Below are 18,464 nucleotides of genomic sequence, written 5' to 3' on the forward strand. Positions count from 1 at the left end.
CCGCTCCCCTGCGTGGACGGCCGAGCCACCCACGGTGACCGCCGGGCACCTGCCGCGACCGGCCGATCGCCGTCCGGCCCCGCAGCGCAGCAGGAGCCGCAAGAAGACGGGAGAAAAAGCCCGCACCCCTGGCAGGTCCACTCCCCGTGGCGTTTTACTGAGAGTGAGCAGGGCAGGAGGGAGGCCTCCGATGGAGTGTCCGCACCCACCCGGGTTCCACGTCGAGGTCCGTGAACGCTACACGGCCGCCGTAGCGGAGGTGACCCGGCTGGTCCGGGCCGTACCCGAGGACGGCTGGACGACCCCCACGCCCTGTCGGGGCTGGGACATCCACACACTGGTGAACCACCTTGCCGCGCAGCACCTCTGGGTCTGCCAGGCGGTGGCCGGTTACACCCCGGAGACGATCGGCCACCGTTTCGACGGTGACGTACTGGGCCGCAACCCGGTCGGCGTGTGGGTGCTGGCCGCCGACACCGCGGTGCGCGCGCTCTACCAGCCTGGCGCCCCGGACCTCCAGGTGCACCTGCCGTACGGGGTGCGCGATGTGGGCGGGTACGCCCGCGAGTTGACCGCCGAGACCGTCGTGCACAGCTGGGACCTCGCCCGGGCGCTGGGCGAGAGCGGCCGGATGCCGCCGGGCGCCGCCCAGTACGCGCTCGCCGAGTTCCAGGGCTACCGCCACCTGGCCGGTTCCGGGATGTTCGACCCGCCGCTCGGCACCGCGCCGGGGGCCGACGCCCAGGAGCAGTTGCTGGCCCTCACCGGCCGCGACCCGAACTGGTCCTACGACGCCCTGCCTTGAGCGGCCCGTCCGTCAACGGCCCGTCCCCGCAACGGGAGAGGACGAGGAGGCCTCCGGTGCGGGCGGGCGTCGGGCGTCGGGCGTCGGGCGTCGGAACGAGAGTCACCCGACGAGGTGACGGGGTGAGAGTTCGGTGGAGATTCCCGGAAATCGACCCCGAGGGCCGGCTTGTCCGAAACCCGCCATCGGGACCGCTCCACGCTCCGTCACCGTCCACCTTCACCGCGGGTGACCGAGCCCGGCGAAGCACCCCCGGAACGCCCCCGCGCGGGCGCTGGCGGCCGCCGCCGCCCGGGTGACAGCACCCCCGGACGGGCGCATGGTGGAAGCAAGGACGTTGCGGACGACCGCCACCGGATCCGCCGCCCGAGGACCGGCCGGGCCCGAACGCTTCGCATACGGATTGCCAGCCGGCCCGGAGCCGCGGCGGTGGCGCACTGTCAGATCCGGGAGGCAGACATGTCCATGGTGCTCATCACCGGCTCCTACCAGGTCCTGCATGACCGGCCCGACGGGGACACCGTCCACTTCCTGCCGCAGGACCCGGGCTTCTGGTTCGAGCTTCCCGGCCGGAACCGGGTCAAGCGCGACGAGAACGGCGGCGCCTCGCTGCGGCTGGACGCGATCGACGCGCTGGAGACCCACTACCAGGGCGTCGGCCCGGACTTCGCGCACCAGCCGCTCGGGCTCGGCGCGCACGCCGCCCGCGACGAGCTGCTGCGCTGGCTGGGGTTCACCGACGTCGTGCAGGACGACACGGAGAAGGTCACCTCCTCCACACCGGCGTCCGTGCCCGGCTACATCCTCAGCGGCGGTGCCGACGTGTTCCAGCGCTGCGTCGCCCTGGTCGGGCGAGGCACCGCGCCGAGCGTCGGCACGCCCCCGAAGCCGGCGAAGAGCGGCTTCCGGCTGGACGTCACCGTCGACATGCTGCACGAGACCGCCAACCACCACCTGCTGTCGCTCGGGCTGGTCTACCCGACCTTCTACCAGAACCTGCCCGACAACCTGCGGGCGGACCTGACCGCCACCGCGCAGCAGGCGCGGGCGGCCAAGGCCCCCGGCAGTGTCTGGCTCAACGACGTGACCACCACCGGCGCGAAGATCGAGAACATCGAGTCGATCACCGAGGACCTGGTCATCCTGCCGAAGCTGTTCCGCCGCCTGGTCGACTACGTCCGGCTGTTCGGCCCGGGCCTGGGCTGCCTGCCCGCCTTCCTGGCCGGCGCCACCGACAAGTTCACCCTCCCCGACCACCCCAAGCCGCTCACCGGCCTGCAAAACGTGGTCGAGGTGACCAACAGCTCCACGGTGCGGATGACCCATCCGATCGAGGAGATCATCTTCAGCGAGAAGTAGCTTCACCGAGAATTGGCTCCGCGCGGGGGTGCGGCTCAGGAACGACGGAGCGCAGCGGGGGGTGCAAGCGGCCCGTCCTGAGCGCCTGGACCGGTGCCGGGCTCCGGGACCACCATCGGAGGATGCACGCACTGCGCTCCCCCCTGGCGGCCACGAGCCCCACCATCCCACCCCGGTTCCGCGCCTACGGGGCGCGGCAGTTGGAGCAGGTCGCGCGGCGGTTCGGGCTGTCCGCGGAGGTCCGCCGGACGGTCGAACTGGTCTCGCGGGTCCTGCCGTTCCGGGTCAACGACCACGTGCTGTCGGAGCTGATCGACTGGCAGCGCGTCCCCGAGGACCCGATGTTCCAACTGCTCTTCCCGCAGGAGGGCATGCTGCCCGCCGCGGACCTGCGCCGGCTGGCCGCGCTGCCCGACGACTCGACGGCGGAGGCGCGCGAGGCGGTGCGGGAGATCCGGTACCGGCTCAATCCGCACCCCTCCGGCCAGCTGGAGCTGAACGTCCCGAGCGTCGACGGGCAGCGGTTGGCCGGGGTGCAGCACAAGTACGCGGAGACGGTGCTGTACTTCCCGCAGCAGGGGCAGAGCTGCCACAGCTACTGCACGTACTGCTTCCGCTGGGCCCAGTTCGTCGGCGACGCCGACCTGCGGTTCGCCGCCGAGGGCCCGGAGCAGCTGGTCGAGTACCTGCGCGCGCACCCCGGGGTGAGCGACGTCCTGGTCACCGGCGGCGATCCGCTGGTGATGTCCACCGAGCGGCTGCGGCGCCACCTCGAACCGCTGCTGGCCGTGGAGAGCGTGCGGACCATCCGGATCGGCACCAAGGCGGTCGCCTACTGGCCGCAGCGCTTCGTCACCGACCGGGACGCGGACGACCTGCTGCGGCTGTTCGAGGAGGTGGTCGCGAGCGGGCGCACCCTCGCCGTGATGGGCCACTACAGCCACCCGCGCGAGCTGGCCCCCGAGATCGCCCGGCGGGCCGTCGCCCGGATCCGCGGGACGGGCGCGGTGGTGTACTGCCAGGCGCCGCTGATCGCCCGGGTCAACGACGACCCGCAGGTGTGGACCGAGCTGTGGCGCACCGAGTTCGCGCTCGGCGCCGTCCCGTACTACCTGTTCGTGGAGCGGGACACCGGGCCGCACGAGTACTTCAAGGTGCCGCTGGCCGAGGCGGTGCGGATCTTCGCCGAGGCGCACCGGCGGCTGCCGGGGCTGGCGCGGACGGTCCGCGGGCCGGTGATGTCCGCCGCGCCCGGCAAGGTGGTGGTCGACGGGGTCGAGGAGGACGCGCAGGGGCGGTACTTCCAGCTGCGGCTGCTGCAGGCCCGCGATCCGGAGCTGGTCGGCCGGCCGTTCCGGGCCCACTGGTCGGCGGACGCCGCCTGGCTGGACGAGCTGCGGCCGGCCGAGCCGGTGCCGGAGGCGATCCGGGCGGCGATCGCCCCCGCGCCCACGACACCGGCAGCGCCGACAGCTCCCACCGAACCGACCACCGACGTTCCGTCCCCCGAGGAGGCCCTGGCATGACCGAGCACAGCGACCGGCACGTCTCGCCGAACATGGCGCTGGACCAGCTGGTGGCCCGGCGGCGGGCCGAGGGGGCGCGGATCGTCCATCTGGGCTTCGGCGAGTCGAGCCTGCCCGTCTTCCCGCCGCTGGTCGAGCGGCTGACCGCCGGGGCCGGGCGCAACGGCTACGGGCCGGTCGCGGGCAGCCCGGACGTGCGCGCAGCCGTCGCCGGGTACTTCTCCCGGCGCGGCGCCGCCACCGGCCCGGAGCAGGTCGTGGTGGCCCCCGGCAGCAAGCCGCTGCTGATGGCGCTGCAGCAGGTGCTGCCCGGTGACCTGGTGCTGCCCGCACCGGCCTGGAACACCTACGCCCCGCAGGCCGAGCTCGCCGGCAAGGCCGTGGTACGGGTTCCGATCCCGGCGGAGTGCGGCGGGGTGCCCGAGCCGGCGGCGTTGCGCGCGGCGGTACGGGCGGCGCGGGCGGCGGGGCGGCGGCCCGGCATCCTGCTCCTCACCCTGCCCGACAACCCCACCGGCACGCTGGCCGGCCCCCGGCTCGTCACCGAACTGTGCGCGGTGGCCGCCGAGGAGGAGCTGACGGTCGTCTCCGACGAGATCTACCGCGACCTCGTGCACGATCCCGCGCAGCCGTTCCTCAGCCCGGCGCAGGTCCTGCCGGAGCGGACGATCGTGCTCACCGGGCTCAGCAAGAACCTCGCCCTCGGCGGCTGGCGGATCGGGGCGGCCCGGTTCCCGGCCGGCCCCTGGGGCCGGGCCGTCCGCGACCGGGTGACGGGCTACGCGAGCGAGGTGTGGTCGACGCTGGCCGGGCCGATGCAGGAGGTGGCGGCCTACGCCTTCGCCGAGCCGCCCGAGCTGCGCGCCCACCTCGCCGCCTCGACCCGGCTGCACGCCGCGGTGGCCCGGGCGGTGCACCGGATCGTGCTCGACTCGGGTGCCCGCTGCCGGGCCCCGCAGGCCGGCTTCTACCTCTACCCGGACTACGAACCGCTGCGCGCGGCGCTGGCCGCGCACGGCGTGGACGGCTCCGCCGGGCTGCAGCACCACCTGCTGGAGCGGGCCGGCATCGCCGTCCTCGCCGGGCACCACCTGGGTGACGACCCCGGCGCGCTGCGCCTGCGGATCGCCACCAGCAAGCTCTACGGCGAGACCGCCGAGGAGCAGTGGCAGGCGCTGGAGAGCGCCGATCCCGCCGCCCTGCCGCACGTGGCCGGGCAGTTGGCCGTCATCGAGCGGGGGCTGGGCGCACTGGCCGTTCCGCCGCGGGGCGTCCTCGCGGCGGAACGGTCGGCCTGAGCGGCGGCGCCGCCCCGGCCCCCGCGTCAGCCGTGCTCAGCAGTGCTCAGCGTGCTCAGCCGTGCTCGCGGACGGTCTCCCGGAGGCCGTCCGCGAGCGAGCGCACGATCGGGTAGCGCAGGAACGAGTAGTGGTCGCCCGGCGTGCCCCGCACCTCCAGGTCCGGCACGTACGGCTGCCAGGTCTCCCGGATGGTGCTCCCGATCCAGTCGGGCAGCGCGCGGTGCGCGGCCTCGTACAGGGTGACGGGGAACTCCACCGGCGCGGGCCGGTAGGCCAGGACGGCGGTGCCGATGCCCCGCATCACGGTCAGGTGGCGCACCAGGTCGGCGCCGGCGACCTCGTGGAGCTCCGGCGGGATGTTCAGCTGTTCCAGGCCGGCCGCCACGTCCTCGGGCAGCGCGTCCGGAGCGTGCCCCTCGGCGAGCCGGGCCAGCAGTGCGTCGATCGTCGCGATGTTCCCGTGCACGCCCTCCCGGTACTCCTCGGTGGGCAGGATGCCGTCCAGGGCGACGACCCGGACGGGGTGCCCCTCCGCCCGGAGCAGCCGGGCGGTCTCCAGCGCCAGGACGCCGCCGAAGGACCAGCCCACCAGCAGGTACGGGCCGTGCGGGCGGCCGGCGAGGATCGCGTCGCGGCAGCTGCGGGCCATGGTCGGGATGGACCACTGGGCCGCGTCCGGCCGGTCCCACCAGGACAGTTCGACCCCGAGGAGCCTGGCGTCGGCGCTCAGGGCGCGGGCCAGCGGGACGTAGCCGGTGACGTTGCCCGCGATCACGGGGAAGCAGAAGACCTCCTGCTCGGCGGCGCTGTCGTTCAGCGGGGTGAGGGTGGCGTGCCCGGTGGCCGCGGCGGCGCCGTCGAGGCCGTCCCGGCCGAGGTGGGCGGCGATCCGGGCGATGGTCTGGTGGCGGACCATCATCCGGGGCGTCAGGTGGATGCCCAGGCGGCCCGCCCGGTGGACGGCCCGGATGCTGAGGACGGAGTCGCCGCCGAGTTCGTAGAAGTTGTCCTCGGCGCCGACCCGTCCCACATTCAGGATCTGCTCCCAGATCCGGGCCAGCGTCTGCTGCACGGGCCCGACCGGCGCCACGTACGCGCGGCCGGTGTCCGGCCGGGTTCCGTCGGGGGCCGGCAGCGCCTGCCGGTCCACCTTGCCGTTGACGGTGAGCGGCAGCGCGTCGATCGCCACCACCGCGGGCACCAGGTACTCCGGCAGCCGCTCCCCGGCCCGGTGGCGCAGCGCCGCCGGGTCGACCGGGCGGCCCGGCTCGGCGGGGGTCACGTAGGCCACCAGCCGCCGCTGCCCCGGCACGTCCTCGCGGGCCAGCACCACCACGTCGCCGACCGTGGGGTCGGCGCGGAGCGCGGCCTCGGCCTCGCCAGGTTCGACCCGCACACCGCGGATCTTGACCTGGTCGTCGGAGCGGCCGAGGAACTCCAGGTCCCCGTCGGCCCGCCACCGGGCCAGGTCGCCGGTGCGGTACATCCGCTCGCCGGGCGGCCCGTACGGGCAGGCGAGGAACCGTTCGGCCGTCAGGTCGGGCCGGCCCAGGTAGCCGCGGGCCAGGCCGGTGCCCGCGATGTAGACCTCGCCGGGCACGCCGACCGGCACCGGGTTCAGGTGCCGGTCCAGCAGGTGGACCCGCTTGTTGGCGATCGGCCGGCCGACGAGGTCCTCGGTGCGGTCCGCCCAGTCCTCGGTGGCCGGCCAGTAGGTGCTGGTCATGGTGCACTCGGTGGGGCCGTACTGGTTCACCAGGGCGCCCGGCAGGGTGCGGCGCCCGTGCTGCCCGGCGAGCCGCAGGCTCTCGCCGCTGGCGACCGTCAGCCGCAGCGAGGCCAGGGCGTGCTCCGCCCCGGGCAGTGCGAGCAGTTCCCGCAGCTGGGACGGGACGGTGCTGAGCAGCACCTCCACCCGGTGACGTTCGATGCACTCGGCGATCGCGGCCGGGTCGAACGGGCCGTCCAGCGGGGCGAGGACGGCCGTGGCGCCGCAGCTGAGCGGGCCGAGCAGGTCCCGTACGGACGCGTCGAAGCCGATGGACGCCAGCTGCAGCACCCGGGTGCCGGGGGTGATGCCGTAGCGGGAGGTGACGAAGGAAAGGTAGGCGCTCACGCCGCGGTGTTCGGCGGCGACGCCCTTGGGGGTGCCGGTGGAGCCCGAGGTGTGGACCACGTAGGCGAGGTTGCCGGGCCCGGCCGTCGGGGCGGGGTCCTGGTCCGGGTGGGCGGCGATCGCGGCCGCGTCCCGGTCGAGGCAGATCACATCGGCGCAGACCGCCTCGGTGCAGACCCCCTCGGTGTCGACGCCGAGCCGTTCCAGGAGCGGCTGCCGGGTGACGAGCAGCGCGGCCCCGGTGCCGGCGAGCAGGGCGGCCAGCCGCTCGCGCGGGTGCACCGGGTCCAGCGGCACGTAGGCGGCACCGGACTTGAGGATGCCGAGCAGGGCGACGGCGAGGTCGGGGCCGCGCTCCAGGCAGACGCCGACCAGGGTCTCCGGGCCGGCGCCGGACCGGATCAGGTGGTGCGCGAGCCGGTTGGCGCGGCGGTTCAGCTCGCCGTAGGTCAGCTCGGTGGCCGACCGCTCGGTGGCCGCACCCTCGACGGTCGCCCCCTCGGCGGTGCCCGCGATCAGCGCGACGGCCTCCGGGGTGCGGGCGGCCTGCTCCTCGAAGAGCTGGTGCACGCACCGGTCGTGCGGGTAGGGCGCGGCGGTGTCGGTCCACTCCTCCAGCAGCTGCCGCCGCTCGGGCCCGGTCAGGACGGGCAGCTCGGAGAGCCGGCTCTGCGGGGCGGCCGCGATCCCGGCCAGCAGGGTCGCGAAGTGGCCGGCCATCCGTGCGACGGTGCCGGCGTCGAAGAGGTCGGTGCTGTACTCGATCAGGCAGTCCAGCTGCCCGTCGCTGTCGTTGACGGAGAGCGTCAGGTCGAACTTGGCCACCTTCTGTTCCCAGTACCCCGGCGTGACGGTGAGCCCGTCGAGCACGAGCGGAGTCCGGGGGGCGTTCTGGAACATGAACAGCACCTGGAACAACGGATTGCGGGCGAGGTCGCGCTCCGGGCGCAGCTCCTCCACCAGGCGCTCGAACGGCAGGTCCTGGTGCGCGTAGGCGCCGATTGCGCTCTCCCGCACCTGGGCCAGCAGCCCGGTGAAGGACGGGTCGCCGGCCAGGTCGGCGCGCAGCACCAGGGTGTTGACGAAGAAGCCGACCATCCCCTCGGTGTCGGCCCGGTTGCGGTTGGCGATCGGGGTGCCGACGGCGATGTCCTCCTGGCCGCTGTAGCCGGCCAGCAGGGTCTGGAAGGCGGCGAGCAGGGTCATGAACATCGTGGTGCCCTCGCGGTGCGAGAGGGCGCGCAGCTCATCGCTCAACTCCGCGGGCAGGCTGAACTCGTGGCCCGCGCCGCGGCCGGAGCGCACCGCCGGGCGGGGCCGGTCGGTGGGCAGCTCCAGCGGGGTGAGGTCGCTCAACCGCTCGCGCCAGTAGTCCAGTTGGCCGTCCAGTATCTCGCCGCGCAGCCAGTACCGCTGGCGCACCGCGAAGTCGGCGTACTGGATCGGCAGCGGCTCCAGCGGGGAGGGCAGGCCGTGGCGGAACGCCCGGTAGAGGGCGGCGAGTTCGCGGTTGAGCACGCCCATGCCCCAGGCGTCGGCGGCGATGTGGTGCACCGCGAGGACCAGCACGTGCTCCTCGGCGCGCAGGCGCAGCAGCCGGGCGCGCAGCAGCGGGGCCACGCCGAGGTCGAAGGGCCGGCCGGTCTCGGCGGCCACCAGGGCCGCGGTCTCGGCCTCCGCCCGTTCGGCGGGCAGCGCGCTGAGGTCGGTCACCGGCAGGGCGAGCGGCGCGGGCGGCTCGATCACCTGGACCGGGACGCCGTCCTCGGCCTCGAAGCGGGTGCGCAGCACCTCGTGCCGGGCGACCAGTTCGGTCAGCGCCCGTTCCAGCGTGTCCCGGTCCAGGTCGCCGGTGAGACGCAGCACCCGCAGGATGACGTACTCGGCGCTGTCCGGGACGAGTTGGTCCAGCAGCCAGAGCCGTTCCTGCGCGAAGGAGGCGCGCAGCGGCCCGTTGCGCAGCACCCGCCGGATCGGCGGCATGCCGAGCACCGGCTCGGCGTCCGGGCCCGGTTCGCCGCTCGCGCTGACGATCTCCGCGAGGCCTGCCACGGTCGGGGCGGCGAAGACGCTCTGCACGCCGAGGCCGTCGCCGAACTCCTGGCGCAGCTGGGAGACGGCCTGGGTGGCCAGCAGGGAGTGGCCGCCGAGTTCGAAGAAGTTGTCCTCGGCGCCGACCCGTTCCACGCCCAGGACCTGCTCCCAGACCCGGGCGATCGACTGCTCCACCGGGTTGGCGGGGGCGACGTACGCCTGGCCGGTGCGCGGCCGTGCGACGTCGGGGGCGGGCAGGGCCCGCCGGTCCACCTTGCCGTTGGCGGTCAGCGGGACGGCGTCGATCACCACCGTGTGCGAGGGAAGCATGTAGTCCGGCAGGCGCTCGCCGGCCCGTCGGCGCAGCGCGGCCGGGTCGACCTCGGCGCCGGGTGCGGCGGGGGTCACGTAGGCCACCAGGCGGCGGTCGCCGGGCACGTCCTCCCGGGCGATCACGACCGCGTCGCCGACCAGCCCGCCGGCCCGCAGCGCGGCCTCGACCTCGGCCGGTTCGATCCGGAAGCCGCGGATCTTCACCTGGTTGTCGGAGCGGCCGAGGAACTCCAGGTCCCCGTCCGCGCGCCACCGCACCAGGTCGCCGGTGCGGTACATCCGCTCGCCGGGCGGCCCGTACGGGCAGGCGGGGAAGCGTTCGGCGGTCAGGGCGGGGCGGTTGAGGAAGCCGCGGGCCAGCCCGGAGCCGGCGATGTAGAGCTCGCCGGGCACGCCGACCGGCACCGGGGCGAGGCCGGCGTCGAGCACGTACACCCGGGTGTTGGCGATCGGCCGGCCGATCGGGATGGCGGGCTGTGCCGCGCAGTCCGCTCCGACGTCCGCGCCCAGCGTCCAGATGGTCGTCTCGGTCGGGCCGTACAGGTGGGTGAGCCGGCGGACCTTGGGGCGGGTGGCGGCCGCGAGCGGGGGGTCGAGCGCCTCGCCGCCGAGCAGGACGTGCAGCCGGTCGGAGAGGTCGGGCAGTTCCTCGACGACGAGGCGCCACAGCGGCGGGGTGGCCTGGAGGACGGTGATGCCGGAGTCGGCGAGCAGGGCGGCGAGGCGGGCGGGCGCGGTGGTCTGCTCGCGGGTGGCGAGGTGGACCTGGGCGCCCTGCAGCAGGGGCAGCAGCAGGTCGACGCTGGACATGTCGAAGGTGTACGGGGCGACGGCGAGCAGCCGGTCCTCGGGGCCCAGCCGGAGGACGTCCTGCATCGCGAGCAGGCCGTTGACCAGGTTGTCGTGCCGGGTCTGGACGCCCTTGGGGGTGCCGGTGGAGCCGGAGGTGTAGACGACGTAGGCGAGGTCGCCGGGGGTGGCGCCGGGCGCCGGGGCGAGGACCGGGGTGTCCGCGGCGTCCGGGGCGTCCGGGGTGTCCGCGGCGTCCGGGGCGCCCTCGGTGTCCGCGGCGTCCGCGTTCAGGGCGTCCTCCAGGAGGAGCACCGTACGGCCCTGCGCCTCGGGGATCCGCTCGGCCAGGTGCCGCTCGGTGACCACCACCGGGGCGGCGATGTCGGCCAGCAGCAGAGCCAGCCGCTCGCGCGGGTGTGCCGGGTCCAGCGGCACGTAGGCGCCGCCGGACTTGAGGACGCCCAGCAGGGCGACCACCAGGTCGGGGCTGCGGTCCAGGCAGAGGCCGACCAGGGTCTCCGGCCCGACACCGGCTCGCCGCAGCCGGTGCGCCAGGCGCTCTGCCCGCTCGTCCAGCTCCCGGTAGGTCAGCGCGCGTTCGCCGCAGACCACGGCGGTCCGCTGCGGGGTCTCGGCGGCCTGGCGGGCCACCAGCTCGTGCACCCGGGTGGCCGGGAAGCGCGCCGCGCGACCGCTCCCGTCGGTGAGCAGCCGCTGTTCCTCGGCCTCGGTGAGCAGCGGCAGCCGGGAGACGGCGGTGGCCGGGTCGGCCGCCACGCCGGCCAGCAGGGTCAGGTAGTGGCCGGCGATCCGTTCGGCGGTGCTCCGGTCGAACAGGTCGGTGGCGTACTCCAGCGTCCCGCTGAACCCGGCGGCGGTCTCGGCGAGTTCCAGCGAGAGGTCGAACTTGGCGACGTCCCAGTCCAGCGGTTCGGCGGTGACCTCGATCCCGGGCAGTGCCCAGGCGTGGCCGGCGGCCTGCGGGTCCTGCATGTTGAACATGGTCTGGAACAGCGGGGTCCGGGACAGGTCGCGGTCGGGGGCGAGGTGCTCGACCAGCCGCTCGAACGGGAGGTCCTGGTGGTCGTAGGCGGCCAGCGCGGTCTCCCGGACCTGGGCCAGCAGGTCGGCGAAGGACGGGTCGCCGGCGAGGTCGGCGCGCAGCACCAGGGTGTTGACGAAGAAACCGATCAGGCCCTCGGTCTCGGCCCGGTTGCGGCCGGCCACGGGCGTGCCCACCGCGATGTCGTCCCGGCCGCTGTACCGGGCCAGCAGCACCTGGAAGGCGGCCAGCAGGCCCATGAACGGGGTTACCCGGTGGGCGCGGAACACCTCCTTCAGCCGCTCGGCCAGGTCGGCCGGGATCCGGAAGGAGAGCGTGGCACCGCGCGCCGACCAGACCGCGGGGCGGGGCCGGTCGACGGGCAGCTCCAACGGGGTCGGGTCGGCCAGCTTCCCCGTCCAGTAGGCGAGTTGTTCCGCCAGCACCGGCCCGTCCAGGGTCTCCTGCTGCCAGATCGCGAAGTCCGGGTACTGGATGGGCGGTTCCGGCAGCTCGGGCTTTCGGCCTTCGAGGTGCGCCGCGTAGAGCGCGCTCAGTTCGTCGACCACGATGCCGATCGACCAGCCGTCCGCGACGATGTGATGGAACGTCAGAGCCAGCAGGTGCTCGGCCGGGCCCTGGGGGTACAGCACGGCCCGGAACAGCGGGCCGCGCTGCAGGTCCATCGGGGCGGTCGCCGTGGCCGCGGCCTCCCCCGGGCCGGCCGGTGCCGCGGCCACCCGCAGCACCTCCGGGCCCGGGTCGAGCACCCGCTGGCCCGGGCGGCCGCCCCGCTCGCCGAAGACCGTCCGCAGCGACTCGTGCCGGGCGACCAGGTCGGCCACCGCCGCGGACAGCGCCGGGACGTCCAGCTCCCCGGTCAGCCGCAGCACCACGGGGATCAGGTACTCGGTGCCGCCCGGGGCCAACTGGTCAAGGAACCACAGCCGTTGCTGGGCGAAGGAGAGCGGCAGCAGGACGTCGTTCGGCATCTGTTCCCCTTGGTCGGATCAACCTGATCAGAGTTCGACGGGCGGCGCGGAATCCGGGCCCGGATCGGTGTTCGGCGCCGGGGCGGGATCCGGCCCCGGGCCGGCGGTGGCGGCGTCCGCGATGTGCGCGGCCTGCGCGGCGACCGTCCGGTGCCGCAGGAGTTCCGCGATGCTGAGCGCCGCACCGGTCCGGACGAGAACGGCCTGCTGCAGCCGGATGGCCAGCAGGGAATTCCCGCCGCAGTCGAAGAAATCCCGTTCGGGATCGGCCGGGGCGGCGCCGAAGACATCGCCCCACGCCGCCCGGACGTCCTCCAGTATCCGCTGGCTCAATTCGAAAATCACCCCCTTCCCCCCTCCCGGACGACCACGGAATTCCGGCTGGCGAAAAGGCCGGCCGGTCCGTGTCATCCCTGCCAGGCGTGCCAGAGGCCCGCGTAGGAGCCGTTCTTGGCGAGCAGTTCCTCGTGGGTGCCGAATTCGGTGACGCGGCCGTCGTCGAGCACCGCGATCCGGTCGGCGTCCTGCGCGGTGTGCAGCCGGTGCACGACGGCGATCACCGTACGGCCGCGGGTCACGGCCGCCAGTGAGCGTTCCAGGTGCCGGGCGGCCTGCGGGTTCAGGAGCGAGGTCGCCTCGTCCAGGATGAGGATGTCCGGGTCGGCCAGGAGCAGCCGGGCGAGGGCGAGTTGCTGCACCTTCGCCGGGTCCAGTGCCTGTCCGCCGGGGCCGATCCCGCTGTCCACGCCGAGTTCCTCGGCCCACTCCCAGGCGTCGACGGCGCGCAGCGCGGCGGCGATCTCCTCGTCGTCGGCGCCCGGGCGGGCGATGGTCAGGTTGTCGCGCAGGGTGCCGCGGAAGATGTGGTGCTCCTGGGTCACCAGGGCCACCGTGCCGCGCCGCTCGGCGGGGTCGAGGGCGGCCACCTGGCGGCCGCCGACGGTGATGCCGCCGCTGTCCGGGGTGTAGATGCCGGCCAGCAGCTTGGCCAGGGTCGACTTCCCGGCCCCGGACGGCCCGACCACGGCCAGCCACTCGCCCTGCCGGATGGTCAGGTCGATGCCGCGCAGGACGTCCTGGCCGGGCTGGTAGGCGTAGCGGAGGTCGCGCACCTCGATGTCGCGAAACTCGATGTCGCGAAACTCGATGTCGCGGGCCGTCGTTCCACTGGCCTCGGCGGGCTGCGCCGCACTGCCCGCGCCGATGGCGGCCGGGGCCGGTGCGCGGAACCGCGCCATCCCCAGCAGCCGTGCCAGCGATGCGCCCGCGGACTGCAGCGAGTCCAGCCAGAACATCAACTGGTCGAGCGGGTTGAGCAGTTGCGAGGCGTACAGGGTGCCGGCGGTGACCGCGGCGAGGGAGACCACGCCGTGCAGGTAGAGCGTGCCGCCGAAGATCAGCATGGCGGCCACCGGCAGGGCGTAGCTGGTGTCGCAGAGCGGGAGGAAGACGTTGCGCAGCCGCAGGGTGTAGCGCTCGGCGGCGTAGGAGGTGGCGATGGACTCGTCGACCAGGTCCATCCGGCGGGCGGTCAGCCGCAGCGCCTCGACGGTGCGGGCGCCCTCGACGGTCTCGGCCAGGCTCTCGGTGAGCCGGGAGTAGGTGGCCGCCTGCCGCAGGTAGCCCTGGTGCGCCCGGCGCAGGTACCAGCGGGCGGCGCCGTAGAGCACCGGCACCGAGAGCAGGCAGGGCAGCAGCAGGAGCGGGCTGATCAGGACCAGGGCGCCGAGGGTGAAGCAGACGATGCCGACCGAGGTCATGGTGGCCGGGATCGCGGCGCGGATGGCGTTGGAGAGCTGGTCGATGTCCCGGGTGGTGCGGGTGATCAGGTCACCGGCGTCGGCGTCCTCCACCGTCTCGGGCGGCAGCCCCAGCAGATCGGAGACGAACTCCTCGCGCAGGTCGGCCAGGATCTTCTCGCCGAGCCTGGCCGCCGCGTACTCGGCGAGGCGGACCAGCACGGCCTGGGCGGCCAGGCAGCCGAGGATGGACAGCACCAGGCGCAGCACGGTGTCGTGGCCGTGGGTGACGTCGGAGACCAGGGTGCCGAGCAGCCAGGGGGCGAACAGACCGGCGACGGCGGCGAGCGCCTGCAGGCCGACGACCAGGGCGAACTCGCCGCGGTGGGCGAGGACGGCGCGCCGCGCGTAGGCGGCGAGCTCACGGTTCGAAGCGACGGGCAGCTCGCTCATGCGGCAGCCGTCCAGCGCTCGACCAGCTCGCGGTAGCGGTCGTCGGCCATCAGCGCCTCGTGGGTGCCCTCGGCCGTCACGCCGCCGTCCAGGACCAGGGCGACGTGGTCGGCCTGGTGCAGCAGCAAGGTGCTGGTGGTGAACACGACGGTGGCGCGCCCCCGGCGCAGTCGTGCGATGCCCTCGGCCATCCGGTTCTCCGTGTGTGCGTCGACGGCGCTGGTCGGGTCGATGAGGACGAGCACCTCCGGGTCGGCCATCAGGGCGCGGGCCAGCCGCAGGCGCTGCTGCTGGCCGCCGGAGAACTCCCGGCCGCCGGCGGCGATCTCGGTGTCGAGCCGGTCCGGCAGGGCTTCCACGACGTCCCGGGCGGCGGCGGCGTCGACGGCGGCCCAGAGCGCGTCGTCGGGGTCGCCGGGCCGCAGCCGGTCGGCCGGGTCGAGCTCCCGGCGCAGCGGCCCGGCGAACAGGTGGTCCTCGGCGGTGGCGACCAGGATCCGTTCGCGGACCCCGGCCAGCGGCAGCGCGGTCAGCGGCACGTCGGCGTAGGTCGCCGCGGAGTCGGTCTGGCGGCCCAGGCGGTCGGCCAGCGCGACCGCGTCGGCGGACGAGCAGACGACGGCGGTCAGGCCCTCGGCGGGCACCCGCAGGCCGGAGTCGGGGTCGGCGAGGACGCCGGTGCCCGGTACGGTGCCGGTGTCCGGTCCGGGGGCGAGGTCCGGGACGGTACGGAGCAGCCGGACGACGTTCTCGGCGGCGACGTGGCCCTGCATGGCCTTGGAGACGGCGAAGGTGATCTGGTTGGTGGGGATCACCAGGTAGGTGGCGTACCCGTAGAAGGCGACCATCTGTCCGGCGCTGAGCCGGTCGTCGAGGACGAGTTCGCCGGCCAGGGCCACCACTGCGGCGAGCAGCAGGCTGGGCAGGAAGGTCCGGGTGGCGCCGAGCACCGCCGAGGCGCGGCCCTGCCGCAGCGCGGTGGCGCGCAGGCGCTGGGAGCCCTCGCGGTAGCGGGCGGCGAACTGCTCCTCGCCGCCGATGCCGCGCAGCACCCGCAGTCCGCGCACGATGTCGACGGCCTGGTCGGCGAGTTCGCGCTGGTGGGTGCGGAGTTGGCCCTGCCGGTTGCGCAGCACCCGGGCGAGCCGGGTGGTGACGACCAGCATGACCGGCACCGCGACCAGCACGAGCAGGCCGACCTGCCAGGAGGCGACCAGCATGAACACGGCGACGGCGACGAATCCGACCACCCCGCCCACGCCGCGGGCGCCGACCTCCAGGGCCTGACCGATCAGGCTGATGTCGGAGACGCCGACGGTGACCAGGTCCCCCGCCGAGACCTTGCGGCCGACGGTGGTGCCCAGCTCGCAGGCCTTGCGGGTGACGAACTGCATGGTCTCGTAACCGGGTTCGACCCGCAGCCGGGTCTCCAGGCGCTCCACGAACATGGCGGACAGCGCGGAGAGCACGCCCGCCCCGAGTACGGCCAGGCCCCAACCGACCAGTGCGGTCTGGTCCCTGGCGACCAGGCCCTGGTTGATGGCCTGGCCGATCACGGCCGGGGTGAGTCCGAGCCCGGCCGCCCACCCCATGTTGGCGAGGCAGTCGAGCAGCAGGACCCCGCGATGGCGGACGGCCATCCACAGCAGGTAGCGCCACGGGCCGCGCAGGTCGGGGGTGCCGGGTGGCCGGTCGAAGAAGTCACGCACCGCTCAGCCCCTTCGCCGGGTGAAGCCTGCCCCACACATGCGCCTCCATCTCAGGTCGTCGGCACGGCAATTAACCGCGGTACGCGCGTGATCTGTCCATCGTCCAAGGCCTGGGGCCGGTCTTGCGCCCGTGGGCCGGTCGCCCGCGATCCCCGGGCGGGATCCTGACGGCGCGCGTTCAACTGTCAGGCGTTCTCGGTTGAACGGCTCCGGACCGAGGCGATCATGCCAGGAACCGCGATCGTTCGGCGCGCCGTCACTCGGCCCGCCGGTAGACGGAGATGACGTTGCTGGCCGCCGGGGCGCTGGAGTCCGCGCGCCAGGGGCCGCCGCGCCAGTTGGCGATCCGCCGGACCAGGCGCAGCCCGGCCAGCCGGGCCATCAGGTCCTGTTCCGAGGGCAGCAGCATCCGCTGGGCGATCTGCCGGACGCGGTGCCCGTCCTCGTCGACGTAGAGCACGCTCTGGTCCAGCAGCAGCGACTTCCAGTCGAAGCGCTGGGTGCTGATCGCCATGCCGGCGCCGGCCAGCCGCAGGGTGCTGATCCGCTCGCCCTCCTCCATCGCCCGCAGCGGCGGGTGCAGGTTCTCCACCACCAGGTGCCCGCCGGGCGCGAGGTGGGCGGCGGCGTTGCGGACGACGGCGAGCTGGGCGTCCTGGGTGGTGAAGTGCAGCAGCAGGTTGTAGACGCAGAGCACCAGGTCGAAGCGGCGCTCGGTGGTCCAGGTCTGCGCGTCGCCCAGGGCGAGGGCCAGGTTGTCCGGCAGTGGCCGGTGGCGGGCCGCGGCCAGCATCTCGGCCGAGTTGTCCACGCCGAGCACGCTGCGGGCCTTCCCGGCGAGCGGGACGGCCAGCCGGCCGGTGCCGACGCCGAACTCCAGCACGTCGCCGCCGCCCGACAGTTCGGCGAGGTAGGCGACGGTGAGCGGGGTGTCGATCCGGGCGTGCTCGGTGTCGTACCGGGCGGCCTGATCGGCGTCCCAGGTGGGTTCGTCCATGCGTGTCCCCTTCGATTCGCTCGTGCTCGGCTTCGGTTCGCTCGTGCCCGGCTTCGGTTCGCTCGTGCTCAGCGGCCGAGCCACGGCCGCCACAGGTCCTGGTCCAGCAGGTGCGGCACGGTCGCGAACTGCTGCTCCCAGTACCGCCGTACGCCCCGGCGCGCGGTGGGCGCGGCCGGGTCGGTGCGGGGAGCGCCGGCCGCGGGCAGTGCCACCGAGCCGAGCGGGCCGATCCGGGCCCCGCGGGCGGCCTTGGCGTCGTGGGAGCCGGAGCCCAGGTGGAGGCCGCGCAGGCCGTTCTCGTAGCAGTACCGCAGCGGCTCGTAGATCACCACGTTGAAGTACGGGTAGGCGCCGGCGGCCGCGTCGTGGTCGAAGCCGGAGGCGCGCAGGTAAAGCCAGTCGCCCCAGCGGTAGGCGAGCGCCATCCCGACCGGTACCGGCCCGCGCCGGCAGACGAACAGCACGCCGTGGTCGCCGAGGGCCGCGTACTGGCGCTCGAAGCGGGTGCGCAGTTCGGCCTCGTCCTCCTCGACCCCGTACTTCTCGTTGCCCAGCCGGGCGAAGCGCGCGATCAGGTCGAGTTCCCGGGCCGGGTCGGCACGGACGGTGCTCAGGCCGTGGGCGGCGTAGCGGCGCAGTTCCTTGCGGGTGGTCTTGCGCCGGGTGGGGCTGAGGGCGGCGAGGTAGTCCTCGAAGTCGCGCCCGGGGGCGGGCAGCCAGGCGTCGCCGCTGTAGCCGACGACCGGGGTGAGGTCGCCGGCGTACCCGGTGACCTGGCGCAGGCCGCGCTCGGTGAGGTGGAGGAGGTAGGCGTGCGAGCGGCCCTCGGCCGCGGCGAGTTCGGCCAGCCGGTCGAGCAGGGCGGCGACGGTGGCGCGCCGCCCGGCCTCGGTGAGCCGGTCGGCGAGCAGCACCTCGGTGCGGTAGCCGCTGCGGCCGCCGGCCACGCAGTACCCGCCGTCCGGGCCGGGGGCGGCGGCGCGGAAGACGGCACCCGGGTGGTAGTAGCGGTTGGGCTCGTCGGCCGTCAGGTAGACCGGCAGGGCGCCGGCGAGCCCGGTGTCGTCGTGGGCCAGCAGGTAGCGGCACCGCCCCGGGGTCTCCTGCTCGACCAGGCTCAGCCACAGGTGGGAGGCGTACAGCCCGGCACCGGCGGCCACCGCCGCCCAGTCGGCCGCCGGCACCGCCGCGAGGGTGTCGTGCACCCGCACCTGGACCCGTAGCTGCATCGTGACGAAATCCCCTCGTGAATTGCCGGGCCCC

Annotated in this window: 10 protein-coding genes; 4 read left to right on the forward strand and 6 right to left on the reverse strand. The window is 74.4% G+C overall.

Features of this window, described 5'->3' with window-relative positions; all coding sequences use genetic code 11:
* Positions 1–190 precede the first annotated feature (190 nt).
* From CRP52_RS02255 to CRP52_RS02270, 4 genes are all read left to right on the forward strand, one after another.
* Entirely contained in the window at positions 191–805 is a 615-nt protein-coding gene (locus CRP52_RS02255) for a TIGR03086 family metal-binding protein (RefSeq protein WP_179852657.1), read from the forward strand.
* Positions 806–1,264: 459 nt separating this feature from the next.
* Positions 1,265–2,164: a nuclease gene (locus CRP52_RS02260; RefSeq protein ID WP_097234821.1), complete on the forward strand. Its 900-nt coding sequence runs from the start codon at positions 1,265–1,267 to the stop codon at positions 2,162–2,164.
* A 122-nt stretch (positions 2,165–2,286) separates the two neighbouring features.
* The gene (locus CRP52_RS02265; protein ID WP_097234822.1) at positions 2,287–3,690 is read left to right on the forward strand and encodes a KamA family radical SAM protein; all 1,404 of its coding nucleotides are present in this window, start codon (positions 2,287–2,289) and stop codon (positions 3,688–3,690) included.
* Positions 3,687–4,988, forward strand: coding sequence for a pyridoxal phosphate-dependent aminotransferase (locus tag CRP52_RS02270; RefSeq protein WP_097234823.1), 1,302 nt, complete (start codon positions 3,687–3,689; stop codon positions 4,986–4,988). Before CRP52_RS02265 ends, CRP52_RS02270 begins: the two co-directional genes overlap by 4 nt.
* 55 nt (positions 4,989–5,043) lie before the next feature.
* Here the strand turns inward: CRP52_RS02270 and CRP52_RS02275 are convergent, their stop codons facing one another.
* The 6 genes from CRP52_RS02275 to CRP52_RS02300 all read right to left on the reverse strand — a co-directional run bounded on the left by CRP52_RS02275 (position 5,044) and on the right by CRP52_RS02300 (position 18,430).
* Complete coding sequence (locus CRP52_RS02275) at positions 5,044–12,300, reverse strand: non-ribosomal peptide synthetase (RefSeq protein ID WP_097234824.1); 7,257 nt, start codon at positions 12,298–12,300, stop codon at positions 5,044–5,046.
* Between the two features lie 27 nt (positions 12,301–12,327).
* A complete protein-coding gene (locus CRP52_RS02280) occupies positions 12,328–12,633 on the reverse strand; it encodes an acyl carrier protein (RefSeq protein ID WP_179852658.1) in 306 nt (101 codons plus the stop codon).
* Between the two features lie 74 nt (positions 12,634–12,707).
* Positions 12,708–14,492, reverse strand: a complete 1,785-nt coding sequence (locus tag CRP52_RS02285) for an ABC transporter ATP-binding protein (RefSeq protein WP_097234826.1) — start codon at positions 14,490–14,492, stop codon at positions 12,708–12,710.
* Positions 14,489–16,201, reverse strand: coding sequence for an ABC transporter transmembrane domain-containing protein (locus tag CRP52_RS02290; RefSeq protein WP_257032238.1), 1,713 nt, complete (start codon positions 16,199–16,201; stop codon positions 14,489–14,491). The genes CRP52_RS02285 and CRP52_RS02290 overlap by 4 nt, the downstream gene beginning before the upstream one ends.
* 256 nt (positions 16,202–16,457) lie before the next feature.
* Complete coding sequence (locus CRP52_RS40330; protein WP_143685624.1) at positions 16,458–17,198, reverse strand: class I SAM-dependent methyltransferase; 741 nt, start codon at positions 17,196–17,198, stop codon at positions 16,458–16,460.
* A 68-nt stretch (positions 17,199–17,266) separates the two neighbouring features.
* Entirely contained in the window at positions 17,267–18,430 is a 1,164-nt protein-coding gene (locus CRP52_RS02300; RefSeq protein ID WP_179852659.1) for a GNAT family N-acetyltransferase, read from the reverse strand.
* Positions 18,431–18,464: the final 34 nt, after the last annotated feature.

This window comes from Streptomyces sp. 1331.2, assembly GCF_900199205.1.
Classification (GTDB): Bacteria; Actinomycetota; Actinomycetes; order Streptomycetales; family Streptomycetaceae; genus Kitasatospora.

Bases quoted from the DNA above. Each gene is read 5' to 3' on its own strand.
- CRP52_RS02270 (WP_097234823.1), top strand. From the start codon at position 3,687: ATGACCGAGCACAGCGACCGGCACGTCTCGCCGAACATGGCGCTGGAC.
- CRP52_RS02300 (WP_179852659.1), bottom strand. From the start codon at position 18,430: ATGCAGCTACGGGTCCAGGTGCGGGTGCACGACACCCTCGCGGCGGTG.
- CRP52_RS40330 (WP_143685624.1), bottom strand. From the start codon at position 17,198: ATGGACGAACCCACCTGGGACGCCGATCAGGCCGCCCGGTACGACACC.
- CRP52_RS02260 (WP_097234821.1), top strand. From the start codon at position 1,265: ATGTCCATGGTGCTCATCACCGGCTCCTACCAGGTCCTGCATGACCGG.
- CRP52_RS02285 (WP_097234826.1), bottom strand. From the start codon at position 14,492: ATGAGCGAGCTGCCCGTCGCTTCGAACCGTGAGCTCGCCGCCTACGCG.
- CRP52_RS02255 (WP_179852657.1), top strand. From the start codon at position 191: ATGGAGTGTCCGCACCCACCCGGGTTCCACGTCGAGGTCCGTGAACGC.
- CRP52_RS02275 (WP_097234824.1), bottom strand. From the start codon at position 12,300: ATGCCGAACGACGTCCTGCTGCCGCTCTCCTTCGCCCAGCAACGGCTG.
- CRP52_RS02265 (WP_097234822.1), top strand. From the start codon at position 2,287: ATGCACGCACTGCGCTCCCCCCTGGCGGCCACGAGCCCCACCATCCCA.